The sequence below is a fragment of the Colwellia sp. Bg11-12 genome (assembly GCF_014076955.1).
GTDB lineage: Bacteria > Pseudomonadota > Gammaproteobacteria > Enterobacterales > Alteromonadaceae > Colwellia_A.
Window position 1 is genome coordinate 130,061 of the sequence record NZ_JACGUZ010000071.1, and the last position, 25,809, is coordinate 155,869.

Consider the following 25,809-nt stretch of genomic DNA (forward strand, 5'->3'; position numbering starts at 1 on the left):
GCGATGAAATCGTTCAACCTTACCTTTGTGTCAATGATAACAAAAATAATGGAATGACTTGAATAAATATTTATAGAACCAAAAATAAAATAGGGAAAAACGATGAAATTCACACTTCGTGTCTTTTTAATGTTTATTTGTAGTACGTTTTCAATAGCCGCGCTTAGCGCAGATACTCAAAGTTATAGTGACTTTGTCAAAGCCAAAGATCATCAGCAAGGTTTTTTATTTCAAAGTGTTTTACCACAAGGGCTTGGTGCTCAGAATATTGGACTTGACCGAGGCCAACGGGGAGATAAACGATTAGTTCGCTTTGAAAAATTGGGCGAGAAAATTTTTCTTCGTCAGATCAATACTTATTACCGAGTTGATACAGACCCGATGGATGTTCGTTATAATGAGAGGAATGGTGTGTGTTAAAGGACACTTCACTTTTTTTCCTCGGAGATTGGCAAGTTAATCCCAGTACTAACACCTTGCGCCGTGGCGAACTGACTAAGCAGCTTGAACCTAAGGCAATGGATGTATTACTACTTTTATGTGGGCAGCAAGGGCAAGTATTAAGTGCTGATGATATCGCGACCCAATGTTGGGGTATGGATATTGGTGACAACCCAGTACATAAAGCCATTACCCAATTACGCAAAGCACTAAACGATAAACCCAGTACACCCACCTATATAGAAACCATCCGTAAACGCGGCTATCACATTATTGCTAAACTAGACTTTCCTCTTGATGACGAGCTTAAGGCCGTTCAAAGTCATTGGCAAGGGGCCTCCCCCTTTCCTGGTTTAGTGGCCTTTGAAGCCAAAGACGCTCAAGTATTTTTTGGTCGTAACACCCAAATTTTCACCCTGTTAGAACGACTATCAAACCAAGTTAGCGCACAACATACTTTTTGTTTAATCCTAGGCCCCAGTGGAACTGGAAAATCATCTTTAGTGAATGCCGGTTTATTGCCAGCGTTAACCAGTTCAAATGGGTATAACGGTATTGGCGTGATATCACACACCAGTATTGATTTTGCCGACATTAGCCTTGAACGACTGTTCATAGATTTAGCCTCTGCCATGCTCGACTTGGACGTAAACGACCAGCCAGTATTTGCTGGCATGAGTGCTGAAAGTTTAGCGGAACAGCTTAAAGGTGACTCGACTACCTCGATAGAACAATGTATTCAGTCACTTAAACAAACAGATAAACGTTATAGCAAGCCGCAGTTTTTGTTATTTATCGACCGACTTGAAGTGTTGTTGTCGTCACCTGTTTTTAGCAACGATACTCGAGGGGCGTTTTTAGACTTAATACAAAAACTCGCCACCAGCGGTGCCATTATGGTTCTCAGTGCCTGCCGCAATGATTTTTATCCTTTGGTTGTGAATCACCCCAGTTTAATGGCAAACAAAAGTAACGGGGGACATTTTGACTTACTTGCCCCGACACGGGCTGAACTGATGCAAATGATCAGATTACCAGCGAAAGCCGCTAATTTAACATGGTCAGTCGATGCCAATTCAGCGACCCCTCTTGACCAAATGTTATGCGCTGAAGCGGCCAATAACCCAGACGCATTGCCCATGTTGCAATACACCTTGCAAGAGTTGTATTTACAGCGCAGTGAGGCGGATGAGTTACAAGTGTCTGTCTATACATCACTAGGTGGCATTGAAGGGGCAATTGGTAAAAAAGCGGAGGAAATTTATCAACAATTACCTGAAGAACATCAACCGCAACTGGCCGCTGTGTTATCGCACCTTGTCACATTAAGCCCCGACGGCGAAACTATTACGAGTCGCACGGCGCGTTGGTCAGAATTATCCCAAGCCAGTGAAACCTCTTTTGTGCAGGCTATGGTCAACAGCCGTTTATTTGTGTCTCACTTACAAAATAACGAACCTTGTTTTAGTTTAGCGCACGAAGCTTTATTAAGACGTTGGCTCAGAGCCAGTGAATGGATAAGTACTCACAAAGACAGCCTTGTGATCAAAAGTCGTTTACAACAATCAACTGAGAACTGGCTAAGCGAAAATAAAAGTTCGGCTTACTTATTACCACAAGGCAAACCTCTAGAAGAAGCACTTAGCCTGCAAAATATGCCGGTGTTTACGTTAGATAGCAATGAACTGGCGTTAATTAATACCTCACAACAAAAAGTGAAGCGCAAACGCTGGTTAAGGCGCTCAACGTTCGCTTTATTATGTTTATTAACCTTAACCGCCATATTTATGAGCGTAAAAAGCCAACAGGCTGAAGGCCTAGCCCTGCAAAAACGTTTAGAAGCCGAAAGCCTATTGGGTTTTATGGTCGGCGAATTTGCTGATAAATTGCGTAGTGTTAAACGTATGGATTTACTCGATGGCATCAGTAATAAGGCCTTGGAATATTTTAGTCATCAAGAGGACGATTACGACGATAGTAGTTTGTTTATATTGTCGGACAGCTCACTTAACTTTAAAGCAAGGTTTCAGCATGCTTTGACTTTAGGGGCCATGGGTGAGGTGGCTTATTCTAGGGCTAAGGCTGATGAGGCTGAGCAGGCCTTTATTGCGGCGAAGGTTATCTTGGATAAGTTGTATGTTGAGCAGGCTGATAATCTGGAATTGTTAAAAACTTTGGGGGCGAATGCGTTTTGGTTAGGCCAGTTGGCAACAGATGAGGCTGCGTTCACTGAAGCCAAAATATTCTTTGGACTTTATCTTGAATATAGCCAAGCAATGGTTAAACATTATTCAGATGATAAAGTTGCCCAACTTGAACTTTCTTATGCTTACCTCGCCATGGGCAGCGTTAATACTAAACTACAGCACCCTAGTGCCGCCAAAATCGCCTTTGAAAAAGCTCTTGATATTCAATACGATTTAGCTAAAACGCTAACCAAAGATGATATATCCCACGCCAATACTGCCAATACATTAGAATGGCTAGCTGAAACCGAAGAACAATTGGGTGATTTGCAACAGGCTAAGCAGACTAGGCAAAAAGTGCAAACAATTATTGCAGCCTTGTTAACAAGGCATTTTGACAATGGAGACTTATTAGAAACCCAAGCTTATTCCTACTTTAATCATGCCAATAATCTCTATTATCTAACTGATTATCTCGCGGCTCATCAATCGATCCGATCATCTATTACTCATTTTAAGGCAATGTTAGGTCAAGATCCTTCTAATAAACTGTGGCGGTTGCAACTGCTCAGCGCTAAAGCTTTTCAGCAATATTTGGCTAAAATTGGCCATATTGAACCGTCAATACCACTTACTAGCCTTGACGATTTTAAAATAATACTGAAAGGTGCTGAAACATCATCTTCACTTATCGCTATGGTCATAAAAAACTATCAAATAAGTGAGCAATGGAATACGGCACAACACGCAATCAAATTAGCAATTCCAAAGATAGAGAAATTACTCGCGAATCATCCTAAGAATTTTAAGCTAAGCTCATCCCTAGCGAATATCTATTTAACGCAAGCCAAACAAGTTTCGAGTAATAAGGTTATTGACCGTAACAAGGAAAAATTCGATGCTTGTCAGCAGGCTATTTTAACAATACAGCCTATTATTAGCACATCTAGTAGCTATGAATTACTGCTGCCTTATGTGCAAGCCCACGATTGTTTAGGTAAATTGATGGAGGTACATAGTTATGTCGATAAATTAGCAAAAATGCAAATCAGCAATTACCAATTTTAATTCAATAACCACATAAAATGGAGTACATATGTTTCCAAAAATAAAGAAAACCAAAACTCGCGTAGTTATAAATAAAGGGTCTAAACCTGTCGTTGAATTTTATAATTATAATCAAGGCTTATGGGAAGAAGAGATTACGTTAAACTTTAACCGTCAGGGCATGGCCATTTTTACTTTAAATACTGATAATACACAAGAGCCCTATATCTTTTTCGGCGCATTACAAAAAACAGAGGATGGCTGTAACCCAGATACTAATTGGGATTTTATGATAAACGGTGCAGGTAATACCCTCAGTTTCAATAACGATTGCAAACACGAACAAAATATTGAAATTAAACTTTGTCTAATACCACGAGGTGACGAAAACCCTTTAGATCGATTGATTAGTGCAGACCCTATGATTAAAAATAAACCTGACTAAGTTTAGACGTGACCTTATAATGTTTTTATAGGGACTCCCACGATAATTTAATTACATTTTACTTAAATAGCTTTTATTAAAGTGATAGCCATTAACTCTTTGTTAATGGCTATTTCTGTCTTAATAATCTTCACAATTTAACTACTCTTCAACGGGTCTATGAACTCCCACCTCCCAATCATTACGCTGCTTTTCGCTGGTGATTTAATGCTTTTTTATTACGGTTTTTTTTGTGGACCAATAAGTGACATTAATGTTTGCACTCAAATTTGCTGCTTTAAAATTCAATCTTTAGCTAGCTAACAACTCCGACAAATAAAATAAAATATACACAATAAAACCAACACTTTGAAAATCAGAAGATTACCGGAAGGTCATTATGCGATTTTCTTACTAAATTATTTGACAATAAATGGATGGTAAAAAGACACAACAAATTGGTTGGAAAAAACACATGGATGAACATTTACATCACCTTGACAATATTTTAGGACCTTTTAACAAACACACTAATAGCAAGCAAGTTAGCTATGAAAAAAAACATGTGTTGCTGGTTGATATTCGTTCGCCAGATAAAAAACAACTTAGTTTTGAGTTAAAAACAATGGGTTATGTCCCAGTTGAAATCATCAATGCAGACAACAACGAAAGCCGCATCTTAAAAATCAGCAATAGCTGCCTGATCATTGTTGATGACGAAAGTCATGACCAAAAGGTGCTCAAGTCAGTTAACGAAGCGCAAAATACGATATTTTCTCAATCTAGGTTACACCGCCCTGTGTTATCACTTGTTGATGTCAACAAACGTAATAAGCATGAACTGTATACTCTTGGGGTATTTGACTATATCAGTTGTCCGTTAATCCCTCAGGAATTAACCCTCAGAATAACCCATGCCATCAATTATTTTGAAACTGCGCAAGCACCTTTGTACACCCTTTCCTTACCTAGAAAGGCTCGCCCAAAAGCGGCTTCACCATTAATTAAGCAAAAAACCATATCCTTGGCCAAAAATACCGCTGCATATCTGCAAACGAAACTTGGTGAAGATATCAAGCTAAATGAGCTGATCGTTAAAATGGGCACTAATCGCAATAAACTTAATGATGCTTTTAAAACTAGTTATGGCTTAACCGTGTTCGCCTGGCTACATGAAAAACGCATGTTATTGGCTCAAAAACTATTAAAAACAACCACTTTGAGTATTTTGCAGGTGGGTGATCACGTGGGTTATCCAGATTCTAATAATTTTTCAACCGCATTCAAGCGTGAGTATAAATTATCGCCGAGGCATTACAGACAATCCTTATCTTAGGATCATTTGTGCACCCAACAAAGGTATTAGGGGATTAGGCAAAGGTTTATTAATTTTCAGGGTTATATAGTAATGGTGTAGGAAGAAATGAATAAGAAATACAAAACATATATGTCTTGTTAATTCTTTAATTTAAAACAGCTGTCGAATCAGCATGGAGAAAATACAATGTCAAAAAATGATGCTTTATATCTAGTAACCCTCAAGTTCGAATCTGAAGTTCTCGGTGGTGGTTCAATGATTCTGAGGTTGGCGGTCGATCCCATCCATCAAACCCTGAGCGGTCAAGCGAAGGGAACAATTCTCAAAGGCACCGAGCACTCCCCCAGTTTTACCGCGTCGTGCAACGGCACTACACATAGCACTGGGTTTGGGGATGTTGTTAATGTTGGCGCAGTGCGTGGACAGGCAGCAGTTTCATTCGCACCACCAGCTATAGGTACCTACTTATCACCATTTAGTGCTGATTTCGGAGTCGACAATAATTGGAATGGGCAGGGAACGTTCACCGTTGGAGACAATACCTACGAGTGCAATGTGGAAAAAGTCTGAGCCATCTTTAATCTGCGGCGCGCTGTTTAATGTCTCAGAAGTTACTAGCTTTTTCTAAATCAAAAAAATTACAAAGTCACTAATCTTAATAAGTTGTAACTGTTTTAATCATGTGTTTTTACTTAGGAGAGAAAAAATGATAGGTAAATCTGTTCCCGCCGATCTCGCGAAATTTGCGAATGTAAATTCTGCGAAAATCAATGGAAGTTCAATTTTAATAAATCCGTCTGTGGCCGAAGTTGTTGCTCAGCCCTCTGGATTCAACTGGAAAGTCCATATCACAGTTGAAGATTTAGGCGCATCCGAAGTCATTCCAGAATATCTAAACTACTATGTTACGGAAGTTCGGAGTGGCCCTGGCTGGAATCCTAAAAGCGGGATCGGTCCTGTTGTTATACCTATAACCCTTTATGAAAACGTTTATCATACCGGTTCAAAGGGCATTGCAATCGTTGGTAAAAACCGGACGATCAATCTTGACGTCACCCCCCCCGGGCTAGGGTAAATTCACCCTCTAGTTTCCATGTTTCAAGGGTATGCGGTTAGTTCTGAGAACCTTAAAATTATTATTTTTTGAAAGGATTTAAAGATGGCTGATAACCAAGATGTAAAGTTGTCTGTTAATCTCTCAGGAATTAACCCTCAGAATAACCCATGCCATGAATTATTTTGAAACTGCGTAAGCACCTTTGTACGCCTTTAACTTTCCCAGTAAATATCGGCTAAAAGAGGCCACACCCTTAATTAAGCAAAAAACCATGGCCATGGCGAAAAATATCGCTGCATATCTGCAAATCAAGCTTTCTGAAGATATCAAAATCAGTGAGCTGATCGCTAAAATAGGCACTAATCGCAATAAACCCAATGATGCTTTTAAAACCCGTTATGGCTTAATTGGGTTCGCCTGGCTGCATTAAAACGCATATCACTAGCTAAAAACTATTAAAAAAAATCACTTTTAGTGTTTTGCAGGTGGGTGACCGCTTGGGTTATCCAGACTCTAATAATTTCTCAACCGGATTCAAGCTTGAGTATAAATTATTGCCCAGACATTACAGGAAATCGTTATCTTAGGAGTATTAATGCACTAAACAAAGGTATTAGGGGATTGGGCAAAGGTTTATTAATTTTTAGCGTTATATAGTCATTGTGCGGGTCAATTTCAACCTGCTTAAACAATCATATATTAGGAGTACTACCATGGGTTCTCAATCATCCTCTTCATCCGTTGTAAAGAACAATACCACAGTCATCATCAATATGATCAATGCCTCAGCTGCCTCTGGCGCACCGGGAATTTCCAAAATCCCCGCAGGCAGCGATGCTGCCGCTGTCGAAGCTACGCTAAGCAAAGCCATGTTGACCACCCTGGCCGTCGAATGGACCAAAGGCTTTCCGGGTGAAACCATGCCAGGCGATACCGATATGGGCTTTTTGATCGCACCTGCGATCCTGACAATCGATATGAAAGTACCTTGTGCGGTTCTGCAAATGTCACAAGATCTGGAAAACTGGGAGATCACCGCGCCGGAAGGCACATCTGAAAACATCGTTCACAGCATTTTGATGAATTTGATTATGAAAAACGGCACAATTGGCGGTTCTCATGGCCACAAAACGCTTGGACCGGCCCAAAAAATAAAGTGGGCCTGCGCGTCGATTTACGGTCAGGCAGGAGCCGAAAAAAACAACGAACATCTGATTGGCTACATGTTCGCAGCGTCCAGCTAGGGTCGGGAAGGTCGCTTGTTAAGGGCTACGTTTTCAGCGACGGGTTCCCCAAAAGTTTGGGGGGCCGCCCTATTGTAAGAGGGATTTCATGAAGACCGACAAGAACAATTTACGAAGACACCCACGATAATTTTTGCGTCGGTGTCTTGTTAATTCTTTTATTCATCGACTCAGCAGGCGACAAATAGCCATTTTCCTCTTGAATGGGCGCTAGCAGTTAGGAATGGAATTGTTACTGTGCGCTGCTTACTAGAGGATCTTCATTCTTCTAGCGAAAGTGGATCTGGAATATAGAACCGATGAGCCAATGTTTGTTAACACTCACTACCTAATTTGAAAAAATTTCTGTTACGCCGCAGAACAAGTGATGAATAACTTCAAACCCCATCCCCAACACCAAAGAATAGGGGCATAGGTAAGGCCAAAATTTTATTGTGTCAGGCTTGAGATCTTAACCTGAAACGGTAAATAGTATGTGACACTTACTCAGAAAAGTTTAAATAATTAAGAATAAATATCCCGTGTCATTAATTAATTTTTCTAACTAATACAAGTTTTTTCATAGCTATCAGAGACTTGAATGTTGATACTTTATCTTGCAGGTTTATAATCCGTCTTATAAAAACCTTAAATCCAAGCCTAAAAAATAAAAATAAATACTTTTAAAACAATGGGTTAAAAGCAGAAGATTATCAGAAGGTAGTAAGGTGATTTTTTCTTTAGAGTGTTTGACATCAGGTTGATGCCGTAAACACACTAAGGATTTATTGATGACTCCAGCTAACAATTCAAGACAGGCTAACAGTCATAATCTGGACTCATTTTCAGTGATTGAAAAATTTTCTATTTCCCTTTCAAACGAAAAAATAGGTGCATTTATTGAGATGATAAATGTTATTGCGGAAGGTATTTTTGTAGTCAATGCTGATGGTGTCATCGAAGTCATTAACCCAATGGCCGCGAAATTTTTTGGTGATTCCCAAGACGCTTTAGTTGGGCAGCGGTGGTTTCACTTTTTACATGATCGCTATCGGGAACAATATGAGTATATCTTCCTAAACTGGAAAGATAATAAAAAACAGCCATTAAGTCATGGTCCCAAAGAAGTGTTATTAACCCGTGCGGATAGCACTTGGTTGGAGGCTGACTTATCGATTTCTCGCTTGCCGGAATCACTAACACAAGGTAGCCCGATGTTTGTTGGCGTGTTACATAACTTAACAGAACATAAAGCTGAATATAGCGAGCTTCGCAAACAAGCCAGCACTGACCATTTAACAGGTTTGGCGAATAGGTATAATCTTGAAAAAACGCTGAATAAAAGTTGGAATGACAGCATTATGAATGGTCAACCCATTAGTTTAATCCTCATAGACGTGGATTATTTCAAGCACTTCAACGACCAATTTGGCCATGTTAATGGCGACAAATGTTTGCAAAAAATAGCGAAGGTTATCGATACTTGTTTGCCTTCGAACGATAGCTTAGCGGCACGTTATGGTGGCGAAGAATTTGCCGTCATTCTACCCCGCAGTCATACAGCAGATGCTGAGTTAATTGCCAAACAAATTCAGCAGCAGATAAACATCATTAATTTTAGCGATCTGGGTCTGCCTTCAACTCTACGAGTGAGTGTTAGCCAAGGTATATCATGCGAACATAGTGGCCAATACCGTACCCCAGAAGCCCTTATTTGTTCAGCAGATACCGCTTTGTACCGCGCTAAAGCAGAAGGAAGAGACAGAATTAATCTCAGTTTGTAGCAGTTGAGGTTCTTTGACCAATTAGTAGCTATGGTCGTAATATTTTGAAGGAAAATGATTTATTTATTGATAACACTGCAAGTAAAAAAATTATGGGGTTACATCTTCAAGAGAAATAGCAAAAGAGTATTGGAATGTATAGAAAATACAGTATGGTTGGGGAAAGCAAAGCTATTAGTCTTTTTGACTCTAATAAAGGGAAGTTGACTGCTGCGGGTCTAAATGACGTGAGTGGCTTTAGTCTTAATAAATCCACTCACAAATCTCAGGTATTATGTTGAAATTTTATTTTAAAGATAAGTATTTATCAGGATTAGTTAACAATTCAATTAACACATCAACATTATTATCGAGTTGTTGTTTTACACGGCCAGGAAATATTTCATTTAGTTGATCTAAACGGTCAAATTGCGTGTGCCAAATATTTCCCCAGTTTTTCTCGGTCTTTTTATCACAAGCGGTAGCGTTCTTTTGATCATAGCAAGTCCACAGCTTTTCTTTGGTCGATTGAGAATAACCATCAAAGCCATCCTTACCGTTAATAGAAAAGTTTGTTGATTCAACATAAGCAATGGGCACGCCAGCACAGGCAAAGCTCGCATGATCAGACCAAGAACCTGTTACACCTTCAGGGTAGCCCGCATAATCAGGATGAATAACATACTTATTGTCTTCACCTAAAACGTTAATTGATGCACTGAGTAAAGCATTGCGCATTGATGTGTCGCTGTTGTACTCATCACTTTTACAACGCTTATAAGGGGTTGAATGTGCGCTGTGTACATAAACTTTATCGCCACCGGCAATGGTGTCAAAGTTTATCATGGCAGCAATATTACCAATTTCGTTACGTGCTGATAAATCGCTAACGTAGTGATTAGAGCCTTTTAAACCTATTTCTTCTGCGCCAAACGCGACGAAACGAATATTATAATTTTTAGGAAGCTGAGTGGTGAGTGCTTCGGCTATTGCCAGCATTGCTGCTACCCCAGCACCGTTATCGGTTGCTCCCATTGAACCTGTTTTCATTGCGGTCGAATCATAATGAGCACCCAAAATTATAGTAGGTTTAGTAGAATCACCCCATTGGGCAATAATGTTTTTTGACTCACCTTCCATTTTTCCACTTTTAAATGAAAAATTTTGTTCAGTAACTTGGTAACCAAATTTTTCAAACATGGTTTTAATATAACTTGCTGTTTGCTGTTCTTTTTCAGTTCCAGCTTCGCGAGCTCCAATACCTTCGGTAGGTGAAGCGAGTTGTTTAAGATAGGTATAGGCTCGTTTTTCATTAATATCTGTATTGGTTTGATTTGCTGCTAAAGAACAAGGAGTGACGAGTAATAGCGAGCTGGTCAGGAAACAAGGTAACGCTAAAGGGTGGAAATATTTCATGTTTATCCTTAAGGGAGGACGAAAAAAAGCTGATTATTTTATGGTGATAGAATAATAGAGTTACTTATTATTAACAATAACGATGAATGAAAAAAATTAATCACCATAAAAAACGTCAATTAATATCAGGCGCCAATAATAACCTTTATATATAAGAGTCAATAATACGGGTAATACTTCCATTCACTTTTAAAGTTTGAATCGCATGATTGATTTGAGGCAGTAGGTACTCTAGTTCTTTTCGAAGTCTTATTCTTAAAAAACCATCAGAATGTATTGGGCCTAAAATAATAGGTACCGATAACGCTTTTGCCCAATACTGTGCAGGCTTGTCGCCACTAATGGCAAAGGTAATTCGTTTTCTAAAAAGTGCTTTCACCAATTCTTTTTCTGAAGGGTAATCTAGCCGATTAAATAAATGATCATTGTGATAGTAATAACCTCTAACAGTACCTAAACTTTGACCTTTTAATTGTTCATCTTTTCCTAGATCTTTGGGGGTAGGAGTACCTGCCAAATAAATAATATGCTCTTTGATTGGAATAACCGTATCACTAAAAACATAGCGGCTAGACTTTTTCTCTTCAGATAACCAATCAGGATTAATTAAATCAAAATCAACCACCGCATTTTCAAGCGATAAATTAGTGCGCATTGGCGGTAAAATAACTTTTTGGCCGTTGATATTGGCATTGACGAGTATAACGTCAACCACATCAGTTACGATGCCACGTTTTTCGCCCGTGTTAATATAATAAGGGTACCAAGCACTGGAACCCGAAGGGTCAAACTTTAACGTTGGGATAGGCGAATTACAAGCAATATCAGCTTGTTGGCATGCTACGCTCTTCAAAGGAAGTAAAGATAACGCTAAGATTAAAAATTGACACAATGAATTATTAAACATGCTGTCCCTAATTAATGATCTTTTAAAAATAGTAGCATTTGAATAAAAATATGTCTTTATTTTAAATAAATTTATGCTAAAAAAAACAGCGTAAACCGGAAGGTGTGTACGCTGTTGTGCCACTGTTTTTTCTAAAAATAGTGCACTAAAGTTTAATCGCTGTTAAATAGATTGATGCCGCTTGTTTCTTGTTAAAACCACCTGTTTTTAGGGTGTTGTTGGTATATTTATCTTTTCTTTTCTCGGTTTTGTTAACACCACTACATTACCGGCAACAATAATTAATAAGCCAATTACGGTATAAACATTCCAGCTAAAGCCTTCAAAAATCGTTGATATGACGACAGCAACAGCAGGAAACATGACACTTGCGTACGAAGCTTTATGAGCACCGATGTTATTTAGTAGTGTTAAGTAACTTGCAAAGGCGATAATTGAACCGAAAATAGATAAGTAAATGAGTGAGCTGATATAAGGTAAAGTATATGAAAACGTAAACGATTTACCTTGCGCCAATAACAGTATTGTCATAAATATCGAGCCATAAAACATACCCCAAGCATTGGCTTGCATCATCGGTAAGTTCATGAGTTTATTTTTCATTGAAACCATATTGCCGGTTGAAGCAAATAAAGTACCGACAAAGCAAAGTGATAAACCAAGTAACGTTTCTGTGCCTAATTCTGTATCGTTAATTTGTGGCCAAAATAAAACAACAATACCCATTAAACCCAGAAAAGCACCGAGGTAAGTCTGCTGAGTAATTTTAGTTTTAAACCAAATACGTGCGTTTATGACATTAAAAAACATGATCATTGAAAAAGCGATTGAGGTAAGGGCAGAGTTTATATGCTGCTGTGCGGAATATAAAAAATAGTAATTACAGCCAAATAGCATTAAGCCAAAAAATAAAAACTGTAAGTGCTGCCTGCTATTAAAGGCAAGTGAGAGCTTTTTAAAACGGCAATAGGCAAATAAAAGTATTGCCGCTAAACCAAAACGATAAACAATTGAAGCTTCAGGTGGAACATCACCCAATTGGTAATTAATGGCGATCCAAGTTGTTCCCCAGATAAGTACGGTGATCACATATAATAGTGTGTTGTTCATTATTCTTTCCTGAAAATTTAGACGATCATTTTTCTACACTGCATTTAACTTAATAACGTTAACATCATTTTTGTTTGACGTTTTATTACTTCGTTATTTTACTCAGTTTAGATACATTTATATATTGTGTATTCAATAACAACAGGGCTTTTCAATCGATAATTATTTAATCAAATGTTTATCTAGCTACTAATGATTTCTTACAATGTAAAGTACTGGTGTTCTCTTTAATACTTTCGAACGTTTAAGTGAATAACTCTACTAGTGAATAACTCTACTAGTGAATAACTCTACTAGTGGATAGTTTATAGGACACTCTGTTGTGTAACAGATACAAAAAATGTAAAATGCAACCTGTACAGTTTGTAATGGCTAGATAAAATGCGTCTTTTAGACAAATCTTCCTCAGAGTTCCTCTATCAGCAAGTTATCGACTTTGTTGAGTTCCAAGAAAAAAGTGGCGCCATAAGAGCTGGAGATAAACTGCCTAGTTTACGAAAGCTCAGTAGACAGTTTGAGATTAGTATTCCAACCGTAAAGCAAGCCTATATTGAATTAGAACGCCAAGGTACTATTTCTGCAAGGCCACAGTCTGGTTATTATTTAAAAGCAAAAAAAGCACGTACTTTAAAGCCAATGCGCGCTATATGGGCAAGTTGCGAGCCTGTTGAAATTTCTTGTCGAAGTTTAATCGAGCAAGTGTACGATGCTGTTCATCTACCTGACTCGGTTGCGTTGGGAATTTCTAATCCGGTTAATGCGCACCCACCAGATAAAGCTTTAGCACGCTTAATGCGAACAGTGTTAAGTAAACATGCTGAGAAAGCGGTGAGCTATGGCCCTGTAAATGGCGATCCAAAATTACGTTTAAACCTCGCTTTTCGTTATCAGGAACAGGGTGTTGCTATTAATCATGACGACATAATTATTACCAGTGGTGCTCAAGAGGCGTTGTCAATTGCCTTACAATGCGTCGCGGAACGCGGTGATATTATCGCGGTAGAATCTCCTTGTTTCTTTGGGTTAATTGAATTAATTGAAAGCCTTGGCATGAAAGCCTTAGAAGTTTACACCTGTACTGAAGAGGGCGTTTGTGTTGAAGAACTCGCTAAGGTTATCAAGCAACATCCCGTTAAAGCGTGTTTGTTTTCTACCGCTATTTCTAACCCTCTTGGCTCTATGATGACCGACAAACAGCGCCAGGACATGGTCAGCTTGTTAGAATCGCATGATATTCCTCTTATTGAAGATGAAGTTTATAGTGATTTATATTTTAGCGAAAATCGTCCTGTGCCAGCCCAGCTTTATTCGGAAAAAGGCTTAGTACTTACTTGTTCGTCTTTTTCAAAAACAGCGGCGCCTGGTTATCGTGTTGGCTGGCTATTACCGGGGAAATTTGAAGAAGCAGCAAAGCGTATTAAGCGCGCTCAGTCTTGTTCAACCCCAATGTTACAACAATGGACACTAACCGATTATTTGATGAGTGGGGAGTACGATCGCCACTTACAAGTTTTAAGAAAAACCTTACGCTATAACTGTGAACGGATGCGCGCTTTAATCGCCAACCATTTTCCAAATGAAGTATGTATTTCACAACCTCAAGGAGGCAGTGTCTTATGGATCCGTTGTCGTTCTCATGTAGATACCAGTAAATTTTTCAGCCAAGCGATTGCGAAAGGCGTTAGCTTTGCTCCCGGTGAAATATTTTCACCCACAGGCCAATACAAAAACTTTATGCGTATCAGCTATGGTGTAAAATGGTGTGAAAAAATAGATAAAGCTATCGCCGACCTTGGCAAACTTGTTCACGATTATCCGGAAAAATCATGAGTAACTTAAAAATTAGCGAACAAGCAGAGCTATCCTTAAAGCTACTATTGCCATTATTAGCAGCAATTATTGCTATTTCTCCTCTGGCAATTGATATGTATTTACCGGCAATGCCTATATTGGCTGAGCAACTGTCTACAGATATGCCAACGGTGCAGAATAGCTTAAGTATTTATTTGTTAGGTTATGCCCTAGGTTTATTGTTTTTTGGCCCTCAAGCGGATAAGCGCAGCAGAAGAAAACTCGTTATGCTTGGTATATCCGGCTTTATCGTCATGAGTATAGCGATAACGTTTGTCACGAGTATTGAACAATTTTTATCCTTTCGATTTTTTCAGGCATTTATTAGTAGTGCGGCAACGGTTGTTGTGCCAGGTACGATAAAAGAGCGATATGGCAAAGATACAGCGAAAGGGTTTTCTTATGTATCTATGATTATGATGATAGCGCCTATGATAGCGCCTGCTATTGGCTCAGTGTTACTGCTGCATAGTTGGCAGCTTATATTTTTAAGTTTAGCGGGCTACAGCTTTATTATTTTACTTTTAGTCTATCGCTTTTTACCAGAAGTTAAACGAGAACAGAATTTAGCGCCAGTTAGTTTTATTCAACGCTATAAAACTGTGTTGTCCAATAAAAAATCACAATTAAATATTGTGAGTTCAATGGTTATATCGCTGGCTTTTTTTGCTTATATCACCGCAATCCCTTTTGTTTATCTGAGCGTTTTTAAAGTCTCTGAGTTTGAATTTAGCCTGCTTTTTGCGGTTAATGTGGTCGCGTTGATGATGGCACATTTTATTAATACGCGTTTAGTAAGCCGTAAAGGCTCAACAAAAATGCTGGCGTACGGTTTAATCGTTGCTTTATGCTTTTCATCTTTATTAGTAGTGGTTAACTTTTTACAACTTTCGCTCGTTTATACCGCGATTGCTGTGTTGCCATTAATGGGGAGTTTATCAATGATAGCGGTAAATGCTGATGCACTTATTATGCAAGAATTTACCCGTGAATCAGGTACAGCAAACGCTGTAATTGGTACACTACGTTTTGGTATTGGCGCCTTGGCGGGACCGATATTAGCGTATTTTTACGATGGTAGTGCTTTACCGTTTGCATTATTAATGTGGTGTTCGATAATAGTCGTTTTATTATGTCAATTACCGAATATGACAAAAAGTATAGTAATTAAGGATTAACATGAAAAGAGTAGCGATTATTTTATCTGGCTGTGGCGTTTACGACGGCAGTGAAATTCATGAAAGTGTTTTGACATTACTCGCTATCGAGCAGCAAGGCGCAACTTACCGTTGTTTTGCACCTAATATTAATCAGCATCACGTGATTAATCATTTAACGGGCGTTGTTAGTGAAGATGAAACACGTAATGTTTTAGTCGAGTCTGCACGTATTGCTCGTGGTGATATTGAAGATATTACCGAGCTCTATCAAGACGAATTTGATGCATTAATTTTCCCCGGTGGATTTGGTGCAGCAAAAAATTTATGTGACTTTGCGCTTGATGCAGAAAATTATCAAATTAATGCTGAAGTGCTTGCTGCGGCACAATGTTTTATTAAAGCAGATAAACCCCTCGGCTTTATGTGTATTGCACCCGCAATGATCCCCCTTATTTATGGTGAAGATACCCAAGGGACCATTGGTAAAGATCGTGATATTGCAGAATCGTTAATGAATCGTGGTTTAGCGCACGTTGATTGCGAAGTGGGTGATATTATTGTTGATGGAAAACACAAACTTGTTTCAACACCAGCCTATATGCTAGCGACGTCGCTTGTTGAAGCGGCCAGTGGCATCAATAAACTGGTGAAGAAAGTGATTGCCTTGAGCTAAGGTTGTTCAGCGTTTATTGCTTGCTCTTTAGCTTGTAATTCAGCTTGCTGTAAACGCCACTTTTCGTGTTCGCTATAATAATGGTCCCATACACAAGGACAACAAGCGCCACCACCGCAACAATCATCATCGGCAGGGAGTAAAGGTTTTTTAAGTAATTCACTCATAAGAAACATCGCTTACAAAATCGATTAATATTAATTCGACTCGCTTTCTTGAACCTGCTTTTCTTTTAAGGCAACTTGTTGCAGGCGCCATGCTTTGCGTTTCGCATAAAAATTGTCCCAAACACAAGGTGTACAAGCGCTATCACAACATTCACCATCAGCAGGTGGTAAAGGTTTTTCAAGTAATTCAGTCATATTTTAAAATTCAGTGAGTAAGATATAGGTTGTTCATTGTCAGCCATGATATCACGACATCGCCTATTTGGATGTCGGGGCTTCATTTTTGTTACTAGGTTAAGACCTGAACACCCATCCCAACATAAAAAAGCCCTGCGATGCAGGGCTTATCATTAAATCTACTGAAATCTATTCAGATTCAGCTAATTTTTTCTCTAAATAATGGATGTTTGCACCGCCATTAACAAAACCTTTATCATTTAAAATATCTTGATGTAAGGCAATGTTGGTTTTAATACCATCAATCACTAATTCGGCTAAGGCATTGCGCATACGTGCAATAGCAACATCACGATTATCACCCCAAGTGATCAATTTTCCAATCATAGAGTCATAATTTGGTGGAACCGAGTACTCAGCGTAAATATGAGAATCCCAACGTACACCTAAACCTCCAGGAGGATGGAAACGAGTGATTTTCCCAGGTGAAGGAACAAAGGTACGTGGGTCTTCAGCATTAATACGACATTCTATTGAATGGCCAGCGATTTTAATATCATCTTGGGTATAAGATAATGGTTGACCAGCAGCAACACGTAATTGCTCTTTAATCAAATCTACACCGGTGATCATTTCAGTAACTGGATGCTCAACTTGAATACGGGTATTCATTTCAATGAAGTAGAATTCACCGTTTTCGTATAAAAATTCAAAAGTACCGGCGCCACGATAATTAATATCAAGACAAGCTTTACAACAACGCTCACCAATTTTAGCGCGCATTTCAGGAGTAATTCCTGGTGCTGGAGCTTCTTCAACAACTTTCTGATGACGACGTTGCATTGAACAATCGCGCTCGCCCAAGTGAATTGCACCACCTTGACCATCAGCCATTATTTGAATTTCAACATGACGAGGGTTTTCAAGGAATTTTTCCATGTAAACCATGTCATTTTTGAAAATAGTACCAGCTTCTCTTTTTGTTAAAGCAATCGATTCTACTAAGTCTTCTTCGTTGCGCACAACACGCATACCACGACCGCCACCGCCACCAGCAGCTTTAACGATAATCGGGTAACCGATACGTTTAGCATGGGCTTTATTTGCGGCTTCATCGTCATTAAGTGGGCCATCTGAACCCGGAACACAAGGAACACCGGCTATCTTCATCGCTTTAATTGCCGCAACTTTATCACCCATAATACGGATGCTTTCTGCCTTTGGACCGATAAAGGCAAAGCCTGACTTTTCAACCTGTTCAGCAAAATCAGCGTTTTCTGCTAAAAAACCATAACCAGGGTGAATAGCTACTGCATTTGTTACTTCTGCTGCCGTTATAATGGCAGGAATATTAAGGTAACTGTCAGGTGCTGGTGCCTTACCAATGCAGATAGTTTCATCAGCTAATAAAACGTGCTTTAAGTTTCTGTCAGCCGTAGAGTGTACTGCAACAGTTTTAATACCTAATTCTTTACATGCACGTAATATTCTTAGTGCAATTTCGCCTCGATTGGCGATAACAACTTTATCTAACATGGAATGACCCTTTTGTTTTGATATATATAGGATTATTCAATGATGAATAGCGGCTGGTCAAATTCTATAGCGTCTTCGTTACTCGCTAGAATTTCTTTAATAACACCAGATTTGTCAGCTTCAATTTGGTTCATCATTTTCATTGCTTCGAGAATACATAAAGTATCACCCGCATTTACATGTTTACCTACTTCTACAAAAGCAGGTGAATCAGGAGAGGCAGAAGCGTAGAATGTACCCACCATTGGAGAACGTACTACGTGACCTGAAAGAACTGCAGGTGCAGCTGGCGTATCATTGGTAACTGGAGCTGCAACTGGAGCAGGTGCAGGAGCTGAATGCATCATTGGCGCGGCTTGTACTAAGGTACCACCACGGCAAATACGTACTGACTCTTCACCCTCAGAGATTTCTAACTCGTTAATTCCTGATTCTTCTACTAATTCAATTAATTTTTTTATTTTACGAATATCCATTTGAATACCTTTTTATCAATGTGTAATGTTTGTTGTCAATAGAACCACTGAATATCAGCCATCCCCTGTTGTTTATGCGTTAACTTTTATGTTGAGTTAACCATGTATACGCAGACCCTAATGCATATTTATATCCATCTGCGCCTAAACCGCAAATAACACCTATAGCTTTGTCTGATAGATACGAATGATGTCTAAATGACTCTCTGGCATGGACATTTGAAAGATGAACTTCAATAAATGGAATGTCTACACAAAGAAGAGCGTCACGTATCGCTATACTTGTATGGGTGAATGCGGCTGGGTTGATCACAATAAAGTCAATTTCATTATGAGCATTATGTATTTTCTCTATAAGCAGGTGTTCGGCATTTGATTGCAAATGGCTTAACTCAATTCCCAGTGGTAAAGCTTGTAGCGTTAAATCATCAATAATATGGGTTAATGATTGCGCACCATAAATTTCAGGCTCACGTTTTCCTAACATATTTAAGTTAGGGCCATTTATCACTAAAACTTTAAACTTTGTAGTCATTTTCTGAGAAAAACCTATTAAATAGCAAGTTAACAAATATCATCACATAAAAACTACAATGATGGAATAGATAATAACAAAATCGAACATTTCTGCTGTTAGGCGATTATTATAGTGTTTTCGCAGAATATAGCAGCAAAATACTGGTCTGATCACTTGGGGTGTATTTTTTATTGATAAGCTGACAATAAAGTTTTGTATTTCAGTCAAAATTTACTACACTATAACTATCTATATTTATTAGTTAATTCATTGGTTTAGCCTTATTTATATACAAATAAGTAACAGAAAGTATGCTGTTGTGTAGTAAGTAGCTTATTATAAATAGTTATTACAGAGTGCTTGGCTAGATAAAAAACTATCCACTTCCATTAACAAGGATTTAGTTATCAACCAAATTATCTTCAGGTTAATGGTGCTTGCCATGCTTTTTGGCAGTCCTACAGTCTCTGCCGTTGAAGTTATTACCAATAGCAGCGCTGATATTGCGTCAATAACAACAACTCAGCTTCGCCGTATATATTCTATGCGTCAAGTCAAATGGGCAAATGGTGTTCCAATTACCATTTTTGTTTTATCGAGCACAACTAAAATTCACCAACAATTTTGTAAAGAAACCCTGCGTTTATTCCCTTATCAACTTGACCGTATTTGGAACAAGTTAACTTTCTCAGGTATGGGCATTGCACCCACCATTGTTTCGAGTGAACAAGAATTAATACAGGCTGTTAAGTCAACAACAGGTGCTATTGGTTATATTGAAAATATTAATGAGGTAAGTGATGTCAATCGGCTTAAAATTGATGAATAAAGTGAATTATAAATTAATATGTTTATCAGCATTACTGACATGTAATGTCATTGCTCAAGATGACCATTCAGCAGAGCCTTTAAAAATACATGGTTTTGTTGCTCAAGGTGTTATCGATGTTGATGGCAGTAATTTTGTGAATGACGATGGTGAACTTTCGCTAAAGTTAACTGAAATTGGACTTAACACCTCTTATCAATTGTCTGATGACTTTCGCTTTGCTGCACAAGCTGTGTATTTAAATGGTGGTAATCGCTACAACGAAGGTTTGCGTGTTGACTATTTTTTGGTGGATTGGAATGCCTATAGTTCAGAGCAATTGCAGGCAAATTTGTTTGTAGGGCGCTTTAAAAACGCTCACTGGCTTCATTCAAGCACTCGAGATATTCCTTTTGCGCGTCCTTCCATTATTTTACCGCAAGGCACTTATTTTGATGGTTTTCGTGATATCGCTATAGGCGGAGATGGAGCTGCATTAAAGATAACCTATAATAATGATGAATATGGTGAATTCGATTTCAATTTTAGTCGCGGTAAAAGCCCGATTAACAGTGACGACTCAGAAGTTATCTTAAGTAGATTAGCGCAAGGAAGTATAGAAAGTGAACTCGATACACAGGCGAGTGTATACTGGCGCCCTGTGTTTTCTCAATGGAAATTTGGTTTAAGCTTATTAGACTCTGAGTTTAATTATCACAAAGAAGCGGTAGACTTTTTTGTCGATGGACGATTTGTCTTTCAGTTTTACACGATGAATGCGTTGTATGAAGGGGAACAATGGGAATTTACTTCAGAGATTTTGCAAACAAGGTTTTTAACGGAAGGCTTTTATACTCAACCATTTAATCAAGACAGCATTGGTCAAGGGGGCTATTTTCAAGCTCGCTACAAAGTTGATCAACAACTCACACTGATTGGTCGCTACGAAAAATTTTATATAGATAAAAATGATAAAAGAGGCCATAAGTTACAAGAGCAAAGTGCTGGATTAGTGCCGAGCTATTTTGGTTATCAAGATGACGCCATGATAGGATTTTCATACAACTTTTCTGATAACTTTAGAGTTAATGCTGAATACCACTGGGTAAAAGGCACTGCTCGACTTAACCCTATTGTTTTACCTAACCCTCAAGCAAACAGTGAACACTGGAAAATGTGGGCTGTACAATTAATGTATTGGTTTTAAGTGATGAAAAAAATATTTATTAGTGTTCCTGTTAAATTATTAGTGTTAGTCGTTGGTGCTTTAATATTATTGAGCGCTATTTTTTCTTATCAGTCTTTATCAAGATTAAATCAAGAATTTACACAATATCAAAGTGACACCTTAAGAAAAGGGCATGCACAATTTACCGTACAAAATAACGTTTTGCGGCAGCAACGACGTATATGGCTGGAATCTTTTTCAGACATTGTCCGTTTAAAAGAGCAACAAAATTTTGATGTGTTAGCCCAAGAATTTTCTGCACAATTTGATACGTTACAAATGAATCAAAATGTTGAAAATGTTTGGTTAATTTCTGACAATAATGAACAACTATATCTGTCTAACCCCATCCCTAGGTTTGTTCAGGCGAGTATCGAAAATGTACTCGAACTTCAACAACCGGAACATTCATTATTTTGCCAAGCGCAATGCGTGCAGTTAATAACCGTACCCGTATTAAATGGCAAAGGTGATATGGCCGTTGTTGCCATGACGGTGTCGCTTGTTGATATGATTTTTGATATTAATCAAGCACTTGAAAATGAGCTGGCAATGGTGAGCTTCTCTCAGGTTGATAACCCTATATCAACAACAAATAGTGTGATGACACTTAAACTTGCAGATGCTCAGTTTATCTCTTCTACAAATACCTTACTTGTGAGCGAGTTGTTTGTTGCTAGCCAGAAAAATTTTAACAACGAAACCATTAAAACTCAAGGGATAGAAGCCTCTGTAAATGATAACAGTTATCTTATTAATTTAATTCCAATCGCTAATGTCAATGAACGTTATTACTACCTTGCTCTTATCGATGATGTCACCGCCTTTACTCGAAAATTTCAACATAATCGCCAACAATTTTTGATTTTTACGCTTGTTATTCTTATTGCATTAGCTATTGTTGTCCACTTTGTTGCTAGCCCTCTTACGCGCCGCTTACTGGTGTTATCAGATGTTTTACCTTTGCTGGCGAAAAAAGAATTTGATCGATTTCGTCAAACAGACCTACAAAGAAATGGTAAATATATTGATGAACTAGATGTTTTGGCAGATGCGGCCACCGAGTTAAGTTTTGAACTTGAACAATTAAACATTGAAGTTGATCAAAAAACGAAAGAGCTCGAAAATATTGCAATGTATGATTTATTAACGGGTTTACCTAACCGTAATATGCTGAACTATCAACTGCGTAAGGCGTTGCTGAACGTTTCACGCAGTGACGGACAAATTGCCGTTTTATTTTTAGATCTCGATGACTTCAAAAAAGTAAATGATAGCCATGGTCATACCGATGGCGACAAGTTATTAATTCAAGCGGCTAATCGTTTACGCTCTAGCATCAGGGAAATTGATATGGCTTGTCGTTTTGGTGGCGACGAGTTCGTTGTCGTTCTTGGGCATCTAGACCATGAAAATGACGCAGTGCTTGTTGCAGAAGAAATTTTAGAGGCGTTTAAAGCACCAATTAAAATACAAAATAGCCTTTTTTATGTAAGTACAAGCATTGGAATCGCTTTTGCTCCTGAAGAAATGACTAAGTCAGAAGATCTCATCAGCTATGCCGATATAGCTATGTATGAAGCTAAAGATGACGGTGGCGCCAAATATCATATTTACCATGAAGAGATGTATAAGAAAGTTGCGCTTCGGGTGATGATGGAAAGTGAAGTCAGGCAGGCATTAGCCAAAAACCAATTCAGTTTAAGTTTACAGCCTCAATTAGATGCAAAAACAAAAAAACTATACGGCTTTGAAGCGTTACTTCGTTGGCAGCATCCTGAGCGAGGTATGGTTTCGCCAGAAGATTTTATTCCTCTTCTTGAAAATTCTCAGCATATGGTTGAACTGGGTTATTGGGTGATCAGACGCTGTTTTGAGCTCTGCCAAATATTTATCAACAAGGGCCTAACGGATGTCCGTATTGCAATAAACTTGTCGGCAGGGCAATTCGCAGATCCTCATCTAACCCCTTATTTAATCGATTTACTTGCTGAGTTTTCGCTCGAGGCAAGTCACTTCGAGCTAGAGTTGACCGAGCAAACTTTAGTAAAAAATATTGATAGTGCAATTGAAATGATGAATGGTTTAAGAGATGTAGGTTTTAGCTTTGCTATTGATGACTTTGGTACCGGTTATTCGTCCTTAGCTTATTTGAAAAAAATGCCAGTCGACGTTATTAAAATAGATAAAAGTTTTGTTTTTGGCATGTTAGAAAATCGAGCTGATTATCAAATTATTATGTCAACCATTGCTATGGTGAAGAACTTAGGTTTGCAGGTCATCGCAGAAGGTGTTGAAACGAGTGCTCAGTTACGCAGTTTAACGGAAAACGACTGTGATATTATTCAAGGTTACTACTTTTCTAAACCTATTCCTGAAATACAACTGATGGAATTTATTGACACAAAAATTGTCAACGGTTATTGGAAAGTATCAGCACTTTAACCCGCAGATTTGTGCGAGTTAAAGTGTGCTTGTTTATTGAAGGCGAGGGGTTAGAGAATTTTCTGTAAGTGCTCAGTAAATTCTTCAGCGCCCATAAAGCCCGTTACCCTTTGCTGAGTTAACTCTTTACCTTGTTGATTAAAAAACAAGATAGAAGGTAAACCTAAGACTTGGTATTTTTTAGCAAACGCCGCATTATCAACAGAATCAAACTCAGTCATATCAACTTGCAGTAACAGCGTATTGTTGAGCGCTTCTTGTACTGAAGGCGCATTGAACGTATATTCTTCAAACTCTTTACAAGCGATGCACCAGTCAGCATATAAATCTACCATCACGGTTTTGCCTTGTTTATTCGCTTGTTCTACTTCCGCTAATAATTCAGTCAGTGTTACTACCTTCGTAAAGTGTTTTTGCAATACTTGTTGATTGATTGCGGCAACTTGTTGGCTAGGATTGATTAATTGATAAGCTTGATTAGCGCCAAAAAATATCATCACAAATATCACGATACTTCTAACACCAAACCAAAAATTATTTTGTGTCTGTTGATTAACCGTATAAAAATAACCTGCACTTGATAAGACTAATATTGCCCACATGGTTTGTGTCACAACTTCTGGTAAAAATCTTTCCATTAAAAAGATGGGTACAGCTAATAGTAATAAACCAAAAACGTTCTTAATTACGGTCATCCAAGTTCCTGCTTTTGGTAGTAACTTACCACCAGAACTTCCTAAAACAAGTAACGGAATACCCATACCTAAACTTAACGCGTATAACGCTGAAGCACCTAGCCAAATATCACCAGACTGCGAAATATATAATAAAGCACCGGTTAAAGGAGCCGTAGTGCAAGGTGATGCCACTAAGCCAGAAATTGCGCCCATAACCACAACGCCAAAATATGAACCTCCTTTTTGGCTGTTACTGATGTTATTTAGTTTGTTTTGCCAGCTACTTGGTAATGCAAGGTTAAAAATGCCAAACATAGAGAGTGCTAAAAATATAAATAAAACACTTAGTACAATTAATACAGCAGGGTGCTGAAACATTGCTTGAAATTGTGCGCCAGCTAGAGCAACAACAATACCTAATAATGTGTACGTTATTGCCATACCTTGCACATAAGCAAACGACAAACGAAAGGCTTTTGCTGTAGAAAGTTTGTCGCCTTGACCAACAATAATACCGGTCAAAATAGGGTACATAGGAAAGACACAAGGGGTAAAGGAGAGCAGTAAACCACCCACAAAGAAAGCTAATAGCGTTAGCCAAATATTATCACTTTTTAACATGTCAGCTAATTGATGCTGTTCGCTAGCACTTTCAACAGTTAACGATGTTGTTTCAGCTTCATTATCAGCCGAGATAGCCGTTAAAACATTGTTAGCATCACTGATGTTTTGATGACTAAATTTTGATAACTCGACCACTTTACTTTTTGGTGGAAAGCATAAGCCTTTTGCTGCACAACCTTGATAACGTATTTTTATACTGGCGTCATTTTCAACATTAACCAGCTTAATCGTAAAGTTAAGTTGCTCAGTAAATATTTGTTGAACACCAAAAAACTCATCTTCATGGTCTTCACCTTTAGGCAGTTCAAAGGGGGTTATCTCTGCGTTTTCAATGCTGAACTTAAACTGATGACGATATAAATAATAGCCTTCAGCTATTGTAAAGGTGACCTCTAGTTGATCCTCTTTTTGATGGAAATTAAATTCAAAGGCTTCCTCAACACTAAGGAACTCATCATCGTTACTAAATAAAGACGAAGATGAAGTGTCAAAAATTGATTCCTGAGCTTGAGCATGGGGTAATTGTAAAAAGATACTGGTTAAGACCAACCAAAAAAGTAAGACAATTTTTTTCATAA

Annotated in this window: 24 protein-coding genes; 15 read left to right on the plus strand and 9 right to left on the minus strand. The window is 38.4% G+C overall.

Annotated elements, in window-relative coordinates:
- The first annotated feature begins 102 nt into the window (after positions 1–102).
- From H4J39_RS09485 to H4J39_RS09525, 9 genes are all read left to right on the plus strand, one after another.
- Positions 103–420, plus strand: a complete 318-nt coding sequence (locus tag H4J39_RS09485; RefSeq protein WP_182227704.1) for a hypothetical protein — start codon at positions 103–105, stop codon at positions 418–420.
- A complete protein-coding gene (locus tag H4J39_RS09490; RefSeq protein WP_310649737.1) occupies positions 414–3,695 on the plus strand; it encodes a winged helix-turn-helix domain-containing protein in 3,282 nt (1,093 codons plus the stop codon). Before H4J39_RS09485 ends, H4J39_RS09490 begins: the two co-directional genes overlap by 7 nt.
- 28 nt (positions 3,696–3,723) lie before the next feature.
- Positions 3,724–4,119 (plus strand): DP-EP family protein, encoded by a 396-nt coding sequence (locus H4J39_RS09495; RefSeq protein ID WP_182227706.1) that lies wholly within the window; start codon positions 3,724–3,726, stop codon positions 4,117–4,119.
- A gap of 412 nt (positions 4,120–4,531) precedes the next feature.
- The gene (locus tag H4J39_RS09500) at positions 4,532–5,434 is read left to right on the plus strand and encodes an AraC family transcriptional regulator (protein WP_182227708.1); all 903 of its coding nucleotides are present in this window, start codon (positions 4,532–4,534) and stop codon (positions 5,432–5,434) included.
- A gap of 168 nt (positions 5,435–5,602) precedes the next feature.
- Entirely contained in the window at positions 5,603–5,986 is a 384-nt protein-coding gene (locus H4J39_RS09505; protein WP_182227710.1) for a DUF1842 domain-containing protein, read from the plus strand.
- Positions 5,987–6,122: 136 nt separating this feature from the next.
- On the plus strand, positions 6,123–6,491 hold the full coding sequence (locus tag H4J39_RS09510; RefSeq protein ID WP_182227712.1) for a hypothetical protein: 369 nt from the start codon (positions 6,123–6,125) through the stop codon (positions 6,489–6,491).
- Between the two features lie 253 nt (positions 6,492–6,744).
- On the plus strand, positions 6,745–6,903 hold the full coding sequence (locus H4J39_RS09515) for a hypothetical protein (RefSeq protein WP_182227714.1): 159 nt from the start codon (positions 6,745–6,747) through the stop codon (positions 6,901–6,903).
- A gap of 283 nt (positions 6,904–7,186) precedes the next feature.
- Positions 7,187–7,717, plus strand: coding sequence for a hypothetical protein (locus tag H4J39_RS09520; RefSeq protein ID WP_182227716.1), 531 nt, complete (start codon positions 7,187–7,189; stop codon positions 7,715–7,717).
- A 770-nt stretch (positions 7,718–8,487) separates the two neighbouring features.
- Positions 8,488–9,480, plus strand: a complete 993-nt coding sequence (locus tag H4J39_RS09525) for a GGDEF domain-containing protein (RefSeq protein ID WP_182227718.1) — start codon at positions 8,488–8,490, stop codon at positions 9,478–9,480.
- A gap of 285 nt (positions 9,481–9,765) precedes the next feature.
- Here H4J39_RS09525 and H4J39_RS09530 read toward each other — a convergent pair whose 3' ends face one another.
- The 3 genes from H4J39_RS09530 to H4J39_RS09540 all read right to left on the minus strand — a co-directional run bounded on the left by H4J39_RS09530 (position 9,766) and on the right by H4J39_RS09540 (position 12,892).
- Positions 9,766–10,875: a M20/M25/M40 family metallo-hydrolase gene (locus tag H4J39_RS09530; protein ID WP_182227720.1), complete on the minus strand. Its 1,110-nt coding sequence runs from the start codon at positions 10,873–10,875 to the stop codon at positions 9,766–9,768.
- 145 nt (positions 10,876–11,020) lie between these two features.
- On the minus strand, positions 11,021–11,782 hold the full coding sequence (locus H4J39_RS09535) for an ABC transporter substrate-binding protein (protein ID WP_182227722.1): 762 nt from the start codon (positions 11,780–11,782) through the stop codon (positions 11,021–11,023).
- Positions 11,783–11,989: 207 nt separating this feature from the next.
- Positions 11,990–12,892 (minus strand): DMT family transporter, encoded by a 903-nt coding sequence (locus H4J39_RS09540; RefSeq protein ID WP_182227724.1) that lies wholly within the window; start codon positions 12,890–12,892, stop codon positions 11,990–11,992.
- A 381-nt stretch (positions 12,893–13,273) separates the two neighbouring features.
- Between H4J39_RS09540 and H4J39_RS09545 the strand changes: the two genes are divergently transcribed.
- From H4J39_RS09545 to elbB, 3 genes are read left to right on the plus strand one after another with little or no spacing between them, the layout of a single operon-like run.
- Positions 13,274–14,722 carry a PLP-dependent aminotransferase family protein gene (locus tag H4J39_RS09545; protein WP_182227726.1) on the plus strand — a complete coding sequence of 483 codons (1,449 nt, stop codon included), beginning with the start codon at positions 13,274–13,276 and terminating at the stop codon, positions 14,720–14,722.
- On the plus strand, positions 14,719–15,921 hold the full coding sequence (locus H4J39_RS09550; protein WP_182227728.1) for a multidrug effflux MFS transporter: 1,203 nt from the start codon (positions 14,719–14,721) through the stop codon (positions 15,919–15,921). Before H4J39_RS09545 ends, H4J39_RS09550 begins: the two co-directional genes overlap by 4 nt.
- Position 15,922: 1 nt before the next feature.
- Positions 15,923–16,576, plus strand: a complete 654-nt coding sequence (gene elbB / locus H4J39_RS09555) for an isoprenoid biosynthesis glyoxalase ElbB (protein ID WP_182227730.1) — start codon at positions 15,923–15,925, stop codon at positions 16,574–16,576.
- On the opposite strand, the gene H4J39_RS09560 is transcribed toward elbB, so the two are convergent.
- The 5 genes from H4J39_RS09560 to aroQ form a co-directional block, all read right to left on the minus strand.
- Complete coding sequence (locus H4J39_RS09560; protein ID WP_182227732.1) at positions 16,573–16,743, minus strand: oxidoreductase-like domain-containing protein; 171 nt, start codon at positions 16,741–16,743, stop codon at positions 16,573–16,575. The genes elbB and H4J39_RS09560 overlap by 4 nt on opposite strands.
- A 30-nt stretch (positions 16,744–16,773) precedes the next feature.
- Positions 16,774–16,938, minus strand: a complete 165-nt coding sequence (locus H4J39_RS09565; RefSeq protein WP_182227734.1) for an oxidoreductase-like domain-containing protein — start codon at positions 16,936–16,938, stop codon at positions 16,774–16,776.
- A gap of 171 nt (positions 16,939–17,109) precedes the next feature.
- The gene (gene accC, locus H4J39_RS09570; RefSeq protein WP_182227736.1) at positions 17,110–18,456 is read right to left on the minus strand and encodes an acetyl-CoA carboxylase biotin carboxylase subunit; all 1,347 of its coding nucleotides are present in this window, start codon (positions 18,454–18,456) and stop codon (positions 17,110–17,112) included.
- A gap of 32 nt (positions 18,457–18,488) precedes the next feature.
- Complete coding sequence (accB, locus tag H4J39_RS09575) at positions 18,489–18,932, minus strand: acetyl-CoA carboxylase biotin carboxyl carrier protein (RefSeq protein ID WP_182227738.1); 444 nt, start codon at positions 18,930–18,932, stop codon at positions 18,489–18,491.
- 79 nt (positions 18,933–19,011) lie between these two features.
- Positions 19,012–19,467: a type II 3-dehydroquinate dehydratase gene (aroQ, locus tag H4J39_RS09580; RefSeq protein WP_182227740.1), complete on the minus strand. Its 456-nt coding sequence runs from the start codon at positions 19,465–19,467 to the stop codon at positions 19,012–19,014.
- 424 nt (positions 19,468–19,891) lie between these two features.
- On the opposite strand from aroQ, the gene H4J39_RS09585 reads away from it, so the two are divergent.
- From H4J39_RS09585 to H4J39_RS09595, 3 genes are read left to right on the plus strand one after another with little or no spacing between them, the layout of a single operon-like run.
- The gene (locus H4J39_RS09585; RefSeq protein ID WP_182227742.1) at positions 19,892–20,278 is read left to right on the plus strand and encodes a hypothetical protein; all 387 of its coding nucleotides are present in this window, start codon (positions 19,892–19,894) and stop codon (positions 20,276–20,278) included.
- Positions 20,250–21,464 (plus strand): hypothetical protein, encoded by a 1,215-nt coding sequence (locus tag H4J39_RS09590; RefSeq protein WP_182227744.1) that lies wholly within the window; start codon positions 20,250–20,252, stop codon positions 21,462–21,464. The genes H4J39_RS09585 and H4J39_RS09590 overlap by 29 nt, the downstream gene beginning before the upstream one ends.
- Positions 21,465–21,467: 3 nt before the next feature.
- Positions 21,468–23,930: a bifunctional diguanylate cyclase/phosphodiesterase gene (locus H4J39_RS09595; protein WP_182227746.1), complete on the plus strand. Its 2,463-nt coding sequence runs from the start codon at positions 21,468–21,470 to the stop codon at positions 23,928–23,930.
- 50 nt (positions 23,931–23,980) lie between these two features.
- Here H4J39_RS09595 and H4J39_RS09600 read toward each other — a convergent pair whose 3' ends face one another.
- A complete protein-coding gene (locus H4J39_RS09600) occupies positions 23,981–25,807 on the minus strand; it encodes a protein-disulfide reductase DsbD (RefSeq protein ID WP_182227748.1) in 1,827 nt (608 codons plus the stop codon).
- Positions 25,808–25,809 lie beyond the last annotated feature (2 nt).